At 45.6% G+C, this 18,297-nt stretch carries 16 protein-coding genes, 1 rRNA gene and 1 other annotated feature; all 17 genes read right to left on the reverse strand.

The annotated features are described in order from the left end of the window. Positions 1-51: 51 nt before the first annotated feature. Positions 52-702 carry an RNA polymerase sporulation sigma factor SigH gene (gene sigH / locus J7E35_RS22055; RefSeq protein ID WP_214784164.1) on the reverse strand — a complete coding sequence of 217 codons (651 nt, stop codon included), beginning with the start codon at positions 700-702 and terminating at the stop codon, positions 52-54. Positions 703-770: 68 nt separating this feature from the next. Then, on the reverse strand, positions 771-1,280 hold the full coding sequence (locus J7E35_RS22060) for an NYN domain-containing protein (protein ID WP_214784166.1): 510 nt from the start codon (positions 1,278-1,280) through the stop codon (positions 771-773). Positions 1,281-1,282: 2 nt separating this feature from the next. Continuing rightward, the gene (gene rlmB, locus J7E35_RS22065; RefSeq protein ID WP_214784203.1) at positions 1,283-2,011 is read right to left on the reverse strand and encodes a 23S rRNA (guanosine(2251)-2'-O)-methyltransferase RlmB; all 729 of its coding nucleotides are present in this window, start codon (positions 2,009-2,011) and stop codon (positions 1,283-1,285) included. Positions 2,012-2,297: 286 nt separating this feature from the next. Continuing rightward, complete coding sequence (locus tag J7E35_RS22070) at positions 2,298-2,702, reverse strand: Mini-ribonuclease 3 (RefSeq protein ID WP_192472808.1); 405 nt, start codon at positions 2,700-2,702, stop codon at positions 2,298-2,300. A 3-nt stretch (positions 2,703-2,705) separates the two neighbouring features. Then, positions 2,706-4,103, reverse strand: a complete 1,398-nt coding sequence (gene cysS, locus J7E35_RS22075) for a cysteine--tRNA ligase (RefSeq protein WP_214784168.1) — start codon at positions 4,101-4,103, stop codon at positions 2,706-2,708. Further along, complete coding sequence (gene cysE, locus J7E35_RS22080; protein ID WP_214784171.1) at positions 4,093-4,779, reverse strand: serine O-acetyltransferase; 687 nt, start codon at positions 4,777-4,779, stop codon at positions 4,093-4,095. Before cysE ends, cysS begins: the two co-directional genes overlap by 11 nt. 552 nt (positions 4,780-5,331) lie before the next feature. Further along, positions 5,332-5,570: a binding site (T-box leader), on the reverse strand. A gap of 68 nt (positions 5,571-5,638) precedes the next feature. After that, on the reverse strand, positions 5,639-7,096 hold the full coding sequence (gene gltX, locus J7E35_RS22085; RefSeq protein ID WP_214784174.1) for a glutamate--tRNA ligase: 1,458 nt from the start codon (positions 7,094-7,096) through the stop codon (positions 5,639-5,641). A gap of 69 nt (positions 7,097-7,165) precedes the next feature. Further along, positions 7,166-7,648: a 2-C-methyl-D-erythritol 2,4-cyclodiphosphate synthase gene (ispF, locus tag J7E35_RS22090; RefSeq protein WP_214784177.1), complete on the reverse strand. Its 483-nt coding sequence runs from the start codon at positions 7,646-7,648 to the stop codon at positions 7,166-7,168. 42 nt (positions 7,649-7,690) lie between these two features. After that, positions 7,691-8,386 (reverse strand): 2-C-methyl-D-erythritol 4-phosphate cytidylyltransferase, encoded by a 696-nt coding sequence (ispD, locus tag J7E35_RS22095; RefSeq protein WP_214784180.1) that lies wholly within the window; start codon positions 8,384-8,386, stop codon positions 7,691-7,693. A gap of 169 nt (positions 8,387-8,555) precedes the next feature. Next, entirely contained in the window at positions 8,556-9,647 is a 1,092-nt protein-coding gene (locus J7E35_RS22100; protein WP_214740682.1) for a PIN/TRAM domain-containing protein, read from the reverse strand. A 434-nt stretch (positions 9,648-10,081) separates the two neighbouring features. Continuing rightward, positions 10,082-11,155, reverse strand: coding sequence for a DNA integrity scanning diadenylate cyclase DisA (gene disA / locus J7E35_RS22105; RefSeq protein WP_214784184.1), 1,074 nt, complete (start codon positions 11,153-11,155; stop codon positions 10,082-10,084). A gap of 4 nt (positions 11,156-11,159) precedes the next feature. Continuing rightward, the gene (gene radA, locus J7E35_RS22110; RefSeq protein ID WP_214784187.1) at positions 11,160-12,539 is read right to left on the reverse strand and encodes a DNA repair protein RadA; all 1,380 of its coding nucleotides are present in this window, start codon (positions 12,537-12,539) and stop codon (positions 11,160-11,162) included. Between the two features lie 321 nt (positions 12,540-12,860). Continuing rightward, positions 12,861-15,299 carry an ATP-dependent protease ATP-binding subunit ClpC gene (gene clpC, locus J7E35_RS22115; protein WP_192472801.1) on the reverse strand — a complete coding sequence of 813 codons (2,439 nt, stop codon included), beginning with the start codon at positions 15,297-15,299 and terminating at the stop codon, positions 12,861-12,863. A gap of 4 nt (positions 15,300-15,303) precedes the next feature. Beyond that, a complete protein-coding gene (gene mcsB / locus J7E35_RS22120) occupies positions 15,304-16,386 on the reverse strand; it encodes a protein-arginine kinase McsB (RefSeq protein ID WP_214784190.1) in 1,083 nt (360 codons plus the stop codon). 2 nt (positions 16,387-16,388) lie between these two features. Next, positions 16,389-16,937 (reverse strand): protein-arginine kinase activator protein McsA, encoded by a 549-nt coding sequence (mcsA, locus tag J7E35_RS22125; protein ID WP_214784193.1) that lies wholly within the window; start codon positions 16,935-16,937, stop codon positions 16,389-16,391. Between the two features lie 27 nt (positions 16,938-16,964). Next, positions 16,965-17,426: a CtsR family transcriptional regulator gene (locus J7E35_RS22130; RefSeq protein WP_214784196.1), complete on the reverse strand. Its 462-nt coding sequence runs from the start codon at positions 17,424-17,426 to the stop codon at positions 16,965-16,967. A gap of 767 nt (positions 17,427-18,193) precedes the next feature. After that, positions 18,194-18,297: ribosomal RNA gene (rrf, locus tag J7E35_RS22135) — 5S ribosomal RNA — on the reverse strand; the annotation flags it as partial.

An 18,297-nucleotide genomic window follows, 5' to 3' on the forward strand; every position in this document is an offset into this window, starting at 1 on the left:
GGGTTTAAGAGATTAAAAGTCAGTTTTGCGGCTATTTTTCGGCAATTCAACCTACACTGACAGCTCTCTCAGCTCAAGATACCTCTCCAGCTTCCGCTTCACGCGCTGAAGCGCATTGTCGATTGACTTGACATGGCGATTCAGCTCTTCAGAAATTTCCTGATAGGATTGTCCGTCCAAATATAATGCGAGCACTTTTCGTTCAAGGTCACTCAGCAGCTCAGACATTTTCACTTCAATCTGGTCAAACTCTTCCTGATTAATAAATAATTCTTCGGGGTCCATCACTTTGGCTCCGGATAAAACATCCATCAGTGTCCTGTCCGATTCTTCATCATATATCGGCTTGTCCAGGGAAACATAGGAGTTAAGAGGGATATGTTTTTGCCTTGTGGCCGTCTTGATGGCCGTAATGATCTGACGGGTAATGCATAGTTCTGCAAATGCTTTGAATGATGTCAGCTTGTCCTCACGGAAATCACGGATCGCTTTATATAAGCCGATCATTCCTTCCTGCACGATGTCCTCTTTATCTGCTCCAATCAGGAAATATGAACGTGCTTTCGCCCGAACAAAATTCCTGTATTTGTGAATCAGAAAATCAAGTGCATCACTTTCTCCTCTGTGTACCGCTTCTATAATTTCTTCATCTTCCAGCAATAAATAAGAGTCATTTGAACGATTCCCGATGTCAGCACTCATTTCGATCCCCCCGCCCGCACATACAGTTAGAAATATTATACAGCAGGCGTTTTTAAGGCGTCAACAGGTCATTGCTCCCCTCTGCGCCATTTTTCGAAAATTTCTGCCACTTCTTTTGTAAGCGGAATCTTGGCACTCGGCTTCTTTTCCTGGATCACTTTCACGCTTTTTTCTATTTTTTTACTAATTAAATTTGTTTCATTAAGCAGCTCCCTCGCTGATTTCCTTAATGCTCCCTGTCCAAAAATGGCCCATTGCTCGGTATAGTCAGAGGTGGCTACATGGATCTGCGTTTTGCGGTTACTGAGGTCGATCGCCAGTCTTTCAATCCGTTCATCCGCCGTTTCATTTTCTTTTGTAAAAATTACTTCCACTTTGTAATTCTTATATTTCTTTTGTGTTCCTGATACAAAATGGGCGTCAAAAACAATGATAACGCGATAGCCGGTATACGCTTGGTACTCTGCCATGATTTCCACCAGCCGGTCCCTGGCAGCAGAAAGTTCTCTCTTCTTCAAGCTGACCAGCTCCGGCCATGCGCCGATGATGTTGTAGCCGTCAACAAGCAGGATATCCATTCCTATTCCCCTAGCGGTTGTCGTTTACGGTGGACTTCATACATCAGGAGTGCCGCGGCCACTGATGCATTCAACGAAGTTACATGCCCAACCATCGGAAGACTTAAAAGAAAGTCACACTTGTCCCTGATCAGCCTTCCCATACCTTTTCCCTCGCTGCCGATTACCAGGCCAAGAGGCAATGTTCCATCCATTTGACGAAAATCCTGTTTTGCCGAAGCATCCGTGCCCGCTATCCAGACACCGCGTTCTTTTAATTCATCGATGGTCTGGGCCATATTGGTGACTCTTGCAACCGGGATATATTCGATTGCGCCTGTAGATAATTTAGCTACTGTTGCGGTCAGCCCTACCGCTCGCCTTTTAGGAATGATGATCCCGTGTGCTCCCGATGCATCAGCTGTCCTCATGATGGATCCAAGATTGTGAGGATCCTCAATTTCATCGAGGAGCAAGAAGAATGGCGCCTCGTTCTTCTTTTCCGCTGCAGCGAATAAATCATCAATCTCCGCATATTCGTAGGCTGCAACCTGGGCGATGACACCCTGGTGATTGCCCTCGGCTAGCTGGTCGATCTTCTTTTTCGGGACGAATTGAACGATGACATTGGCTTCCTTCGCCATTCCGATTACCTGCTGCATCTGTCCGCTTTGGGAGCCTTCGGCAATCAGGATTTTGTTGATGTCACGTTCAGACTTAAGCGCTTCAATCACCGGATTTTTGCCAATGATGTAATCCTGGTTTTCATTTTGTTCCCTAAGTTGATCAGCTTTTTGCCCTTGTCTCTGGTCACGCCTTGGTTCGTGTTTACGGTCGCTTCTTGCTTCATGTTTTCGGTCCTGTCTTACTTCATGTTTCTGGTCCTTGCCTCTGGCCTGCTTGTTCTTTGGCTTTTCGTCCTGTCTTTGCGCCTGGTTCCGTGCTGGTTTCCGCTTATTGTCATCAACTGATTTCGGCCTATTGTTCCGGCTCTGTTTATGTTGCTGTTTCTGGCTCATCTGGAATCTTTCCTCCCATCTATTCTTCAGCAAGTGCAAATACTGTGGTAATCAGTTCCTCTATCCGTTTCTCATTACCTGCCAGATACAAATAACCGATCAGTGCCTCAAAGGCTGTACTGTACCGGTATGTTTGGACATCGGTGTTTTTCGGGACAGATCCTGACTTCGCATTCCGGCCCCTTTTTACAATCGTTATCTCTGCTTCGGATAGCATGTCCATCTCCATCAGCTTATGAAGGTATTTCGCCTGCGATTTCGCCGACACATAAGCGGTTGCTTCTTTATGCAGCTTGTTTGGCCGGACCTTTCCGCTTTGCAGCAGGTGATGCCGGACATACAGTTCATAAACGGCATCACCCATGTAAGCAAGCGCTAGGCTATTCAATTGTTTTTCATCTATTTTTTGTTCGTAATGCAGCATCATTTAGCCTCTTTTCCATCTGATGCCCTGAGGTGTGTCCTCGATGATGATGTTCATTTCCTTCAATTGGTCACGGATATCATCGGCAAGCTGGAAGTTTCTTTCCTTGCGGGCTTGTGTTCGTTTTTCAATCAGCGCCTCGATTTCCTCATCCAGCAACTCTTCATCCTTCAGTGACAGGCCAAGTACATCGAACAATGTTTCAAATTCATTCATGAATGCTTTGATGACTTCCTCGGAAGTATTTTTCTCCATCAAGTACAGATTAGAAAGCTTAGAGAGTTCAAATAAGGTTGATACACCATTTGCGGTATTGAAGTCATCATCCATATCCTTGATGAACTGCTCGCGGATCCCGGCGATTTTATCCAGCCATTCCTGGTTGTTATCGGTAAGATTCGCGCTCGCTCCCAGGCGGTGCTTCAGATTTTGGTAAGATGTCTTCAGGCGTTCGAAAGCAGCCTGTGTCTTTTCAAGCAGCTCCTGGCTGTAGTTGATTGGATTCCGGTAATGGACAGAAATCATGAAAAATCTTAATACCTGTGGATCAATCTGCTTAATGATGTCATGAACTGTGACAAAATTGCCCAGTGACTTAGACATCTTTTCATTATTAATATTGATATATCCATTATGCATCCAGTAGCGGGCAAACGTCTTTCCTGTCAATGCCTCTGACTGGGCGATTTCATTTTCATGGTGCGGGAATGCCAGGTCCTGGCCTCCTGCATGGATATCGATCGTATCTCCAAGGTATTCGCGGGCCATCGCCGAGCACTCAATATGCCAGCCTGGACGGCCTTTGCCCCAAGGACTGTCCCAGGAAATTTCGCCTTCTTTAGCCGATTTCCAAAGCACAAAGTCAAGCGCATCCTGTTTCTTTTCCCCAACCTGTATCCTCGCTCCAACCTTCAGCTCTTCAATGGATTGATGTGAAAGCTTGCCGTATTCTTTAAATTCCCTCGTGCGGTAGTACACATCTCCGCCTGATTCATAGGCAAAGCCTTTTTCTATCAACGCGCTGATAAATTCGATAATCAAATCCATTGTTTCCGTTACCCTTGGGTGTGCATCGGCTGTTTTGCAGCCAAGTGCATGGACATCCTCAAAATAAGCGTCAATGAATCGTTGCGCGATTGTCGGTACGTCTTCCCCAATTTCATTCGCTGCTTTGATCAGTTTGTCATCGACATCGGTGAAGTTCGAAATATATTGTACATCATAGCCGCGGAACTCAAGATAGCGGCGGACCGTATCGAACACGATGGCCGGACGGGCATTTCCAATGTGAATATAGTTATAGACGGTAGGACCGCAAACATACATTTTCACTTTTCCCTCTTCTAAAGGGATAAACTCTTCCTTGTTCCGAGTCAGTGTATTATAAATTTTAATTCCCATTTTCCATGCCCCTTCCATGCTTCTCAACTTCAAGTTCTTCTTGTAATCTGACTAAATCAAGTTCTTTTTTCAAATTAACCAATTCCATCTCGATTTCATTGCATCGATCTGCTACCGGATCTGGCAAATCGCGATGGTTGAAATCCTTCTTGACCCTGACGCCGTCCTGGATGACGATTTTGCCGGGAATGCCCACAACCGTGGAGTTCGGCGGCACATCCTTCAGGACAACGGATCCAGCGCCCACTTTAGAATTCTCCCCAATCGTGATCGAACCTAAAACCTTCGCGCCAGTCGCAATCAGAGCATTGTCATTAACAGTCGGGTGGCGTTTGCCCTTTTCCTTGCCAGTACCGCCCAGGGTCACACCCTGAAACACGGTCACATTATCACCAATTTCACACGTTTCGCCAATGACGACCCCCATTCCATGGTCGATGAAAAAACGTCTGCCAATCTTGGCTCCCGGATGGATTTCTACCCCCGTGAAAAAACGGCTAATTTGCGAAATGGCTCTTGCGATAAAATAAAACTTCCGCTTATAGAAAGCATGTGCCAAACGATGGGACCATATCGCATGCAGGCCTGCGTATGTCAAAGCCACTTCCAGCACACTCCTGGCAGAAGGATCCTGGTCAAAAACAACATCTATGTCTTCCTTCATCATTTTAAACATGGTGAAATCCTCCTTCTTTTAAAATTTATTCGATTTTTGCTCATTAATGAGCACCTTCAAAGCCGACATTGGGTTATAGCCTTACTAATTTGTATTTATGTGACCGAAATCTCACTGGTTCGGCTTTTTCGGGCACATATTCTTCCTTTATGTGACCGGAATTCCGCTGGTTCGGCTTTTTCGGGCACATATTCTTCCTTTATGTGACCGGTATCTTACTGGGACAGCTTTTTCGGGCACATATTCTTCATTTATGTGACCGGTATCTCACTGGGACAGCTTTTTCGGGCACATATTCTTCGTTTATGTGACGGAATCTCACTGGGACAGCTTTTTCGGGCACATATTCTTCATTTATGTGACCGGTATCTCACTGGGACAGCTTTTTCGGGCACATATTCTTCGTTTATGTGACCGTAATCTCACTGGGACAGCTTTTTCGACACATATCCTTCGTTTATGTGACCGTAAAGTGGTGTTACCTCATTTTTGAGGCACATATCCAACTTGCCTGCCAAGTACACCATATAAAAAAGCGCCCCTGTCGTATACGACAGAGACGCTTGATATGCGCGGTTCCACTCTGTTTAGGCCGCCTTTGAACAGGCATTGACCTCAACTTTAACCTGTTAACGGGAGGACCCGCCCGATACTACTCAGGCACTGATTGCCTTTTTGCACAGGGACTCCGAGGCGCATTTCAAAAAATGAGAGGCCTGAACCACTTTCAGCCGGTGATGGTTCTCTCTAATAAGCGTCATCTTTCTACTTTTCCTCTTCAACACTTTGGTTATATAGAATTACTCTTACTATATTACATTTTTGAATTTCTGTTAACTAAAACAGCTTAGAAAAGTTATTAGCCCAAAAGCTTCTGGACTCTTTCCTTTACTTTTTCTTTGCCGATCAGTTCCATTGCAAGCATCAGGTCCGGGCCGTGTGTCTGGCCTGTCGCAGCCGCTCGGACTGGCATGAAAAGCTTCTGCCCTTTATGGCCGGTTCCTTTTTGTACTGCTTTGACCGCTGCCTTGATTGAATCCGCCTTGAACTCTTCAAGCTCTTCAACCTCCGCAAGGAATGCATTCAGCACTTCTGGAACCTGCTCGCCTGCAAGGACCTCTTTTGCTTCTTCATCATAGTTTACCTCATCGCGGAAGAATAAATCAGACATCTCAACGATTTCCGCACCGAAGCTCATCTTATCATGATATAGGGAAATAAGGCCGCGAACCCAGGCATCTTCTTCCTCTGTACGGTTCTCGCTGACTTTTCCAGCCTTGACAAGGTGTGGAAGCGCTAGCTCGACAACACGGTCCAGGTCAGCCTTTTTCATATATTGATTGTTCATCCATGCAAGCTTCTGCTGGTCAAATAGCGCAGGAGATTTTGAAAGTCTTGCCGGATCGAAAATTTCAATGAAGTCGTTCTTAGAGTAAATCTCCTCCTCACCTGCTGGAGACCATCCAAGCAGCGTGATGAAGTTGAACAATGCTTCTGGCAGATAACCGAGCTCTTCATACTGCTCGATAAACTGGATGATTGATTCGTCACGCTTGCTCAGCTTCTTGCGGCTTTCGTTAACGATCAATGTCATATGGCCAAACACCGGCGGTTCCCAGCCAAGCGCTTCATAAATCACAAGCTGCTTCGGTGTATTGGAAATGTGGTCATCCCCGCGAAGAACATGGGAAATCTTCATCAAATGGTCATCGACGACAACCGCATAGTTATAGGTTGGCGTGCCATCTTTCTTGACGATGACATAGTCACCCATCCCGTCTGATTCAAAGCTGACGTCGCCTTTTACCATATCGTCAAACTTCAGAATCTTGCCTGCAGGCACCTTGATGCGAAGGCTCGGCTGGCGTCCTTCTTTCTCAAACTGTTCCTTCTGTTCTGCTGTAAGGTTTTGGCAGCGGCCTGAATAATGAGGAGTCTCGTTGCGTGCAGTCTGCTCCTCGCGCTCAGCTTCCAGCTCTTCCTCTGTGCAGTAGCACTTATAGGCATGGCCTTTTTCCAGAAGCTCCTGATTGTATTTTTCATATATGTGGTTACGCTCTGATTGGCGGTAAGGTCCATATTCGCCGCCAACATCGACACTCTCATCCCAGTCGATTCCAAGCCATTTAAGATACTTCAGCTGGCTTTGTTCCCCGCCTTCGATATTGCGTTTTTTATCTGTATCTTCAATGCGGATGATGAACTTTCCGCCTCTGTTCCGTGCGAATAGATAGTTGAATAGTGCTGTACGGGCATTCCCGATATGTAAATGTCCAGTCGGACTCGGCGCGTAACGCACCCGGATATCTGATGACATAGTGAATCCTCCTCTAATATAGCTGTCCATTATTGTATCATTTTCAAATATAAAAGCGGAAGTACCTTATTATTTATGAATTTCTTTTAATAAAACGACCGCTTGTGCGGCGATGCCTTCTCCCCGTCCTGGGAATCCAAGCTTTTCTGTTGTTGTCGCCTTGACATTCACCTGGTCAGGGGTGCCTTCCAATAATCCTGCAATCCTTTCGCGCATAGCTCCGATATGCGGTGCCATTTTAGGCTGTTGAGCGATAATCGTGCAGTCTATATTCACAAGCTCGTACCCTTTATCCTTCACAATCTTCCAAACATGTTCAAGTAATTTGGCTGAATCAGCGTCCTTGAATTCAGGATCAGTATCCGGGAAATGTCTGCCGATGTCCCCTTCGCCGATTGCCCCAAGACATGCATCAGCCACCGTATGTAAAAGCACATCAGCATCCGAGTGGCCAAGAAGCCCCTTTTCATATGGAATTGTGATTCCGCCAATGATCAGCGGCCTGCCCTCCGTCAATTGATGTACATCGAAACCTTGTCCAATACGAAACATAATGAATAACTCCTTTTAAAATTAGGCTGTCTATATCTATTTTCAAACACTCGATTCTTTTCGCTTGCGTAAAATCGCTTCGGCAAAATATAAATCTTCTGGTGTTGTCAGCTTAATATTATCATAGTCCCCTTCGATGATGCTGACACGATGCGGAATTCGTTCGACAAGGCTTGATTCATCTGTACCGATGAATTGCTCTCTCATTGCCTTGTTATGCGCCTCAAGCAATACGGAAACGCGGAAAGCCTGCGGGGTCTGGACTGCCCACAAGCTTGAACGCTCAACTGTTTCGGCTACCATGCTGTCCGCCGCTTTCTTGATTGTATCTTTAACAGGAACAGCCACGATTGCCCCGCCATCCTTGCTTGCTGCCTCGACAAGTTTGTGGATCGTTTCTATTTTTATGAACGGCCGGGCAGCGTCATGGACGAGCACAATACCATCCATCGAATGGACCGCCCTAAGCCCGTTATACACACTGTCCTGGCGTTCCTTTCCACCATTGACCAGTGAAGATACCTTATGAATATCATACTCTTTCAATAAAGACTTGAACTGTTGCTCATCACTCGGGCTTATGGCGAGAATGATGCCAGAGCATTCAGCATCTGTTTCAAACACCCTTAATGTATGGATCAGGATGGGAACGCCTTCCAAAGTGAGCAGCAGCTTGTTTTTCCCTGCTCCCATCCTCTTTCCCTGACCTGCAGCCGGAATTATAACCTGATAAGGCATTATGAAAACTCCAATCTTTTTTCTGCTCATTCCTTGATAAAAAAGCCAAATTTCAAATACCACTTTAACATATAAACGGGCAGTCGAGGCCCTGCTTCACGCCTTCAAGGAATCAATGAAGGAAGCGGGAATCAACTGCCCATAAAGGCTTGGTCCATCGAGGGATGGATCAACTGATTATACTTTTTTCCAACTGCTTCGGCTTTGCGAAAATCATCCTGCCAGCTGATGTTTGCAGCACACTTGTTACAAGAACATCAATACGCTTTCCGATATAATCGCGGCCTTCTTCGACGACGATCATGGTGCCGTCATCCAGGTACGCAATGCCCTGATTATGTTCCTTGCCATCCTTGATGACCTGGATGCTCAATTCTTCTCCAGGGAGGACAACTGGTTTTACCGCATTGGCCAGGTCATTGATATTCAGCACGGCAACCTTTTGTAATTCACAAACTTTGTTCAAGTTGAAATCATTCGTGACGACAACCCCATTTGTCAGCTTTGCCAGCTTCACCAGTTTGCTGTCGACTTCCTGAATATCGTCAAAATCACCTTCATAAATTTCAACCTTAATCTTAAGTTCCTTTTGAATACGGTTTAGGATGTCCAATCCGCGGCGTCCGCGATTGCGCTTCAACACATCAGATGAATCAGCGATATGCTGTAATTCTTCCAGGACAAACTGCGGTATGACAATGGTGCCTTCAAGGAACCCTGTCTGGCAGATATCCGCAACCCTGCCATCAATAATCACACTTGTATCGAGAATCTTCCACTCTCTTGCACGGCCTTCTTTTTCCACTTCTTCTTCAGTGCCCTTTTTCTTTGACCTTGAAAATAAACCAAGCAGTTCATCTCGCTTTTTGAATCCGACTTGGAATCCAAGATAACCAAATAAAAGTGTCAGCAGTGTCGGTGCCACTGTATTCACAACAGGCACCTGGATTGCATTAAGGGCAAATCCTACTAAGAATGCCACCAGCAACCCGAAGAAAAGGCCTACACTCCCGAACAGGACATCCGTTATTGGTGCCTTGATCAGCGACTCTTCAGCCCACTTCACAAAATTGGTCACAGGATCTACGGCCCAAAAAGTAAGAAGATAAAAAATAAGTGCGCCTAAAACAGCAGTAACATAAGGATTATTGATGAGAGTCATGTCTCCCGCGTTCATTAATGCTAATAAATCAGGAATTAAGAATATACCAAGCGTTCCCCCAATGATCAGGAAGCAGGCTTGAATGATACGTCTTAACATCCTTTCACCTCCTTTTAATCATTATAAACAACTTCCAAATTTTGAAACCCTAGTAATTAAACATTTTCTTAAAATAAGGCTGCTTTCGTAAAGATTGTTGTTAAAATCCTAAAGTCGATTTTAACGTAATATTAGGCCATTTTGCTGGTCAGTATTAAGTTTGCATGCCCTTTTCTCACAAAAGAGTCAACTTTGCAAGAAACATAGGTCATTCAATCCTATTTTGTAGTCGATAGCAACAAAGTTTGAGAAAAGAGCCTAAAATAAAAACTCAAATGATTATACGATTTAACCATGGTAAAGGTTACGGAATTTGTACAATTATTATTTTAATACAGCAAGATTGCCATAATCCCTATAGGAGTAAATCACATCTTTAAAGTAGCACCGGGACATGTAGGTGTCAATTAAAAGCAGGCCGCCAATGTTTGGGATTACATTTGGCGGTCCGCCATCAACTGGTCCCTGATAAGTTTAAAGCCTTCTTTGATTTTCCGGGCTCTTACTTCGCCGATGCCCTCTACATCATCCAGTTCTTCAACGGAAGCAGCAATCATATTGGTGAATTTGCCGAAGCGTTTGATCAAATTCTCAGTAATGATCATCGGCAGCCGCGGTATCTTATTCAGCATCCGATATCCTCTGGGACAGATGAATTCATCCATATGCACATATCCCTGATGACCGAGAAGCTTGAGGATGGTAGTGTCTTCAATGACGCCTGCCTTTGAAAGCTCCTGGAAACGGGCCATCACAACATCTGCCTTCACTTCCGTTTCTGCTGAATAATCTTTGATGACAAGCAGTGCTTCTCTTTCCATTTCAAATAAAAGCTCCTGCATTTGCAGGCGGATCAGCCGGCCTTCCTGCCCGAGCTCACTCAAATAAGTAAAAAGCTCCGTCTTGATCCTCAGCACCATTTCAAAACGATGGATCACCTGCAGTAAATCATTATAGGTGACAAGATTCTCAAATTCGAGAATTCCCAGATTGGTAATGCTTTGTTCAAGCACGACTTTGTACTTTTCCAGCGTCTGGATGGCCTGGTTTGCCTTTGTTAAGATGACGCCGATTTCCTTCAATGCATAGCGAAGGTTTCCCTGGTAAAGGGTAATGACATTCCTTCGCTGGGAAATTGCGATGACAAGTGCCCTTGTTTGCCTCGCCACCCGCTCCGCTGTCCTGTGCCTCATCCCTGTCTCAGTCGAGGGTACGCCCGTATCCGGCGCTAACTGGGCGTTGGCGAATAGGATCTTGCTGCCAGTCTCATTTAAAATAATCGCGCCATCCATCTTCGCCAGTTCATAAAGATAGCTGGGACTGAACCTGCAATTGATTTCAAAGCCGCCATCAACCAGGTTTTTAACCTTTTCGTTATACCCAAACACAATCAACCCGCCTGTCTTGGCCCGGAGCACATTATCGATTCCATCCCTTAAAGGTGTACCTGGAGCGATGAATTGAAGGATTTCACCTAACTCTTTTTCCTCAAGCTCTTTATGTTCCAATCCATCAACCTCCCAAGGTGACTTTTAATGCATGGCTGACAGATGATACCCCGATAAGCTCAACTCCCCGTGGAGGAGTCCATCCGCCAAGATTATTCTCCGGTAAAATAATTCTTTCAAAGCCAAGCTTCGCCGCTTCCTGGACTCGCTGTTCAATCCTCGAGACCCTCCTGACTTCCCCAGTCAGCCCTACCTCGCCAATGATACAGTCAGAAGCACGGGTTGGTTTATCCCTGAAGCTAGAAGCAATGCTGACTGCCACCGCAAGGTCGATTGCCGGTTCATCCAGCTTCACTCCGCCGGCGACCTTCAAATAAGCATCCTGATTAGCGAGCAGCAATCCGACACGCTTCTCCAGCACCGCCATCAGCAAGGAAACACGGTTATGGTCGATTCCGGTAGCCATCCGCCTTGGATTCCCAAAGCTAGTAGGCGAGATCAGCGCCTGGATTTCAACCAGTACAGGTCTCGTTCCTTCCATCGAGGCCACGACCGTTGAACCCGAAGCACCCTGTGATCTTTCCTCTAAAAATATTTCCGAGGGATTTGCCACTTCTTCAAGACCAACTTCCTTCATCTCAAAAATACCCATTTCATTCGTCGACCCGAAACGGTTTTTGACAGCCCTAAGGATTCTGTAAGTGTGGTGTCTCTCACCTTCGAAATATAGAACTGTATCAACCATATGCTCCAGCAGTCTTGGTCCGGCGATCGAGCCTTCCTTCGTTACATGGCCAACGATAAAAATCGCGATTCCTTTTGTTTTCGCAATCCTCATTAACTCAGCTGTACATTCCCTTACCTGTGACACACTCCCTGGCGCGGAGGTCACTTCTGGATGGAAGATAGTTTGAATGGAATCGACGATGACAAAATCTGGATTGCTGTTTTCGATTGTCAGGCTGATTTCCTGCAGGTTGGTTTCCGCATAAACAAACAGGTTATCCGATGTTACACCAAGCCGGTCCGCGCGGAGCTTCGTTTGCCTCATCGACTCCTCACCAGAAATATAGAGGACGGAATGCGCCTTCTTGGCCAGCTGGTAAGATACCTGAAGCAATAATGTTGATTTGCCGATGCCAGGGTCCCCCCCGATCAGCACAAGCGACCCTCTGACTACCCCGCCGCCAAGCACACGGTTCAACTCATTCAAGTCTGTCGTAATCCGCGGCTCGCTGACTGTTTCAATACTAGTAATTGGGGTGGCCTTTGCAGCAACACTCGTATTACCCGTATTGGCAAAAGCTCCTCTTCTTGCCGTGCCAGTGCTCTCCACTTCCTCGACCATCTTATTCCATTGCCCGCATCCCGGACATTTCCCCATCCACTTCGGAGATTCATAGCCACATTCCTGGCACATGAATTTTGTTTTTCTTTTTGCCATTTTTTTAGCCTCTCAATAAAAAAGTTATTACTTATATAATAAAGCCAAACAAGTAATAAAAGAAATGATAGCAACTGAAGCAAGTATGTAATTTTTCCTTAAATGCTGAATTTAGGTGGTCCCACACTTAAATTATGTTCATATCCATATAGTGCAATTCCAACTATTTTTAGAAAGACGGTTTGCCGCTCATCGAATACGAACTAGTTATAGGCAGCGTGGCAAACTTTTGAGGAGTACTCCAATGAAACTTTCCTTTAGTAAAAAAAGGGGTACACGTATTTTGTACGTATACCCCTTTTGTTTACATGTTAAGCCATTTTAAGCTTTTGCCGTTCCTTCTGGAGCCTTGACAACGAATTCGCCATTTTCAACATCTATGACGACATTTTGCCCAGTGAGGACGGTTCCTCTCAGCAATTCTTCAGACAGCTGGTCTTCGATATGCTTCTGGATTGCCCTGCGCAGCGGACGTGCACCGTACTCTGGATCGTAGCCTTCCTCCGAAATCTTTTCTTTTGCCGCATCTGTCAGCTCTAGTGTGATTTCCTGCTCTTTCAGGCGCTTCACAAGCTGGTCGGACATCAATGTAACGATTTCTTTTAAATGCGGCTTTTCGAGCGCATGGAAGACGATGATTTCATCGATACGGTTAAGGAATTCAGGACGGAATGCCTTTTTCAGCTCCTCCATCACTTTACCCTTCATATCTTTGTAATCCTGTTCTCCATCCTGGATATTGAAGCCAACATATTTATTCCGCTTTAACGCTTCTGCTCCGACATTGGATGTCAGGATCATGATTGTATTGCGGAAATCGACGGTCCGGCCCTTGGAGTCCGTCAAACGGCCATCCTCGAGTACCTGCAGCAAAATATTAAACACATCTGGATGCGCTTTTTCAATTTCATCAAGCAGGATGACCGAGTATGGCTTTCTGCGTACCTTCTCTGTCAATTGGCCGCCTTCATCATATCCTACATATCCTGGAGGTGAACCAACAAGACGGGACGTTGAATGCTTCTCCATGTATTCAGACATATCGACGCGGATCATCGCATCTTCATCTCCAAACATGGACTCTGCCAATGCTCTTGCCAATTCTGTTTTACCGACACCTGTTGGTCCAAGGAAGATAAATGAACCGATTGGACGTTTAGGGTCCTTCAAGCCTGCACGCGCGCGTCTTACGGCCTTGGAAACTGCTTTAACGGCTTCATCCTGGCCGATGACACGGGAATGAAGGATTTCCTCCAGGTTCAGGAGCTTATCTGTTTCAGTTTGCGCTAGCTTGGAAACAGGGATATTCGTCCAGCTGGACACCACATGTGCAATGTCTTCCACTGTCACTTCACTGTTTTCCTTGCCCTGCTTTTCTTTCCATGACTTTTTCGTATTTTCAAGCTGTTCACGAAGGCGCTGTTCTGTATCTCTTAATGAAGCAGCCTTTTCAAACTCCTGGCTTTGTACAGAAGCATCTTTCTCCTTGCGCACTTCCTCCAGCTTCACCTCAAGCTCCTTAAGGTTAGGCGGAGTTGTATAGGAACGCAGGCGAACCTTTGAACCTGCTTCATCAATTAAGTCAATTGCTTTATCCGGAAGGAATCGGTCAGAGATGTAGCGGTCAGATAATTTTACTGCCGCTTCAATTGCCTCATCCGTAATCGATACTCTGTGGTGAGCTTCATAGCGGTCACGAAGACCCTTCAAAATTTGTACTGACTCTTCTGCCGTTGGCTCATCGACTGTAATCGGCTGGAAACGTCGTTCTAGTGCAGCATCTTTTTCGATGTATTTACGGTATTCATCCAATGTTGTTGCACCGATACATTGCAGCTCGCCGCGTGCAAGTGACGGCTTCAGGATATTGGAAGCGTCAATCGCTCCCTCAGCTCCGCCGGCACCAATTAATGTATGGAGCTCGTCGATGAATAGAATGATATTTCCTGCCTGGCGAATTTCATCCATGACCTTCTTCAATCGATCCTCAAATTCACCGCGGTACTTTGTTCCTGCAACAACTGTGCCCATATCAAGAGTCATGACACGCTTGTCACGAAGGATTTCCGGTACCTCGTTATTGACGATTTGCTGTGCCAGCCCTTCGGCAATTGCTGTTTTACCGACGCCTGGCTCACCGATCAATACAGGGTTGTTCTTCGTCCGGCGGCTTAACACTTCAATGACACGCTGGATTTCCTTAGCACGGCCGATGACCGGATCAAGGCTGCCTTCCCTGGCGATTGCTGTTAAGTCCCTTGCAAGGCTGTCAAGTGTCGGCGTATTGGCATTAGCCGTTCCGCCACCCTGATGTCCTGAAGTTTCATTGCTTCCAAGCAGCTGAAGGACCTGCTGGCGCGCCTTGTTCAGGCTGACACCAAGATTGTTCAGTACTCTTGCAGCCACGCCCTCTCCCTCACGGATCAATCCAAGCAGGATATGTTCTGTTCCAACATAGGAGTGGCCCAGCTTCCTTGCCTCATCCATCGAAAGTTCGATGACCTTCTTAGCTCTTGGCGTATAGTGGATTGTCTGGGAAGTTTCCTGGCCGCGGCCAATCAGGTTCTCAACTTCCTTCTGGATCTTCTCCGCTCCAAGACCAAGACCATAAAGCGCCTTTGCCGCAATGCCCTCACCTTCACGCACCAGGCCAAGTAAGATGTGTTCTGTGCCGATATTGTTATGTCCAAGGCGAATCGCCTCTTCCTGTGCGAGTGCCAATACTTTTTGTGCTCTCTCGGTAAATCGTCCAAACATCATAAGATCATCCTCCTGACTCGTCTTTTGTTTCCATTTTCAAACGTTCTCTTATTAAAGCAGCCCTGCGGATATCCCGTTCATTCGGTCTTAATGGTCCTCCCGCATATTGCTGTAAAAACCCGGGCTGAGTTAATATCATCAACTCATTCAAAATCGACTTGGATATATTTTTTATAAAACCCATATCTATTCCAAGCCTTAAATCTGATAGGCAGCGGGCAGCTTCCTTCGTTTCGATGATCCTGCTGTTTGCAAGTGTTCCATATGAGCGAAACACTCTGTCTTCTAATTGTATGTTAGAAGTCTTCGCTAATGCTTCCCGCGCCGACCTTTCCTGAGATATAATCTGGCTTACGACACTTTTTAAATCGTCTACAATGTCCTCTTCCGATTTTCCGAGCGTAATTTGGTTCGATATTTGAAAAATATTGCCGAGTGCTTCACTGCCCTCGCCGTAAATACCTCTTACCACCAAACCAAGCTGGTTAATCGACGGGACGATCCGGTTCATTTGCTGTGTCAAAACAAGACCAGGCAGGTGCATCATCACCGATGCTCTCAGTCCAGTACCCACATTCGTAGGACAGCTGGTTAAATAGCCGAATTTCTCATCAAACGCATAATTGACATATTCCTCAAGCCAGTCATCGATTTCATTGGCAGCCTTGAGGGCTTTACTTAGCTGGAAGCCTGGGAATAAACATTGAATCCTAATATGGTCTTCCTCATTGATCATGATGCTGACTTCTTCATTTTCAGATAACAGGACGGCACCATGAACAGAATTTTCTGCCAGATTCGGACTGATCAAATGCTTCTCGACCAGCACCCTTTTCTGCAAAGGCGGAATTTCATCCATTTTAATCATTTCCAACTGACCAAAAGCAGCTGTCGATGTATTACTGGCACGTTCCATGATCGTACCCACCACTGCCTCTGCCTCACCATTAGTGAACAATGTCGGAAAATTATACTCGTCAAGGTTCCTTGCAAAGCGGATGCGAGAGCTAAGGACGATATCTGAATCAGGTCCATCAGCACTCATCCAGGAGCTGACAGCCTGATTGATAAACTTCTCCAATGACAAGGCTACTCCCCTCCCTCTTGACCTGCTGACAATTTCCTTTCAAGTTCCCTGATCTGGTCCCTTGTCTCAGCAGCCTGCTCAAATTCCTCTGCAGAAATCAGGCTTTTCAGAGTTTGTTTAAGCTGATCGATTGTCTTCCTTACATGAAGGTCACCGCCGACTCTTTTAGGGATTTTTCCATTATGTACGGAATTTCCGCTATGGAGTCTCCTGACAATCGGGGTCAGCTGTTCGCGAAAAGCATCATAGCAAGTCGCACAGCCAAATCTGCCTACTTTCACAAACTGCGGAAATGTCATTGAACATTGAGGACACTGGGCCACTTGCTCAGCGTCAAAGGCATCCTTTTTCTGTTCAGGAAAAGCAGGTTCCATATTCAACAATCCGGCAAGCAAGCTATTGATCGAAAAAGCAGGGCCGTTGTTCATCATAAACAATTCACCTTTTTCTTGTGCGCATATTTCACACAAGTGCAATTCCGTTTTTTCTCCATTTGAAAAATTCGTGAAGTGCAGCGTTGCCGGCCTTTGATTACACTCTTGGCAGATCATGCCCTCACCTCTTTATCTGCTTTGATATTATTTATACTTCAATGCCATCAGCATGGCCTTCAACATTCTCGCACGCAGCTCATCACGCAGCGGCAGCTCAATATACAGGACGGACCTGTCGAGCACACTCAGCATGATTTTTGCCTCACGTTCAGTGACTACATCTTCCTCCGCAAGACGGAAGATGACATGCTCGGCGCTGCTTTGAGAAATTCGGGTCTGTATCAAAGACAGTAAATCATCAATCAAATGTGCATGATCATAAGCCTGGACTTTGATGATCCGGATGTAGCCGCCGCCACCCCGTTTGCTCTCAACAAGATAGCCTCTTTCAATCGTGAACCTTGTATTGATGACATAATTGATCTGGGACGGCACGCACTGAAATTTATCGGCGATTTCACTTCGCTTGATTTCAACGATGTCCTTATCGCTCATTTCTAAAACCTGTTTAAGGTAATGTTCTATGATGTCCGATATATTCCTCACTAAACCTCCCCCAATCTGACTTTGACTATATTTGACGTTAATTATACAAAAAATTTTTTTCCGTTGCAATGAAAGTATCCTGAATTATTTTCGCCAAAATTATGTATGCCAAAACATGACAATAAGGGGTGTGTTGGTTATTATACCCATTTTATAACATGTGGAAACTTGTATCTGGGCACATCATTGAAAAATTTGTTCGGGATTAGATTTTCTGAGAAGGAGTCGGTGCCTATTGGTTAGATTGGCAGTGTAACCAGTAATATTATCTTTAGTACATAAGCTCTTTCCGAAGGTTCTATATAAGAAAGCAGCTGGTATATTTTATTTTCTGGGGAACCCACCTGTGCCTGTATAAGTGCTATATCAACGCACCAGGAGTTTACTGGCAAAAAGCAACTACTTGTCCTAGTTGTATCATGTTCTGACAACTTTTCGTACTTTTCCTTCAAACCTGTCTGAAGTTGCATCAAGTTCAGACAACTTTTCGTGCTTTTCCTTCAAACCTGTCTGAAGTTGGCTCAAGTTCGGACAACTTTTTGTGCTTTTCCTTCAAACCTGTCTGAAGTTGCATCAGGTTCTGACAACTTTTCGTTCAATACCTCCAAACCTGTCTGAAGTTGACTCAGGTTCTGACAATTTTGTGTGCTTTTCCACCAAACTTGTCAGTAGTCAGGCCAAATATAATCAGTTACTGCCATATTTCACGCATCATTTATAAATCAGCATACAAAAAAAGAACAGCCATTATAGCTGTTCTTTCATGTGCCCGGCGGCGTCCTACTCTCACAGGGGGAAACCCCCAACTACCATCGGCGCTGAGAAGCTTAACTTCCGTGTTCGGTATGGAAACGGGTGTGACCTTCTCGCC

It is taken from the genome of Bacillus sp. ISL-45, from assembly GCF_018613195.1.
GTDB lineage: Bacteria > Bacillota > Bacilli > Bacillales > Cytobacillaceae > Mesobacillus.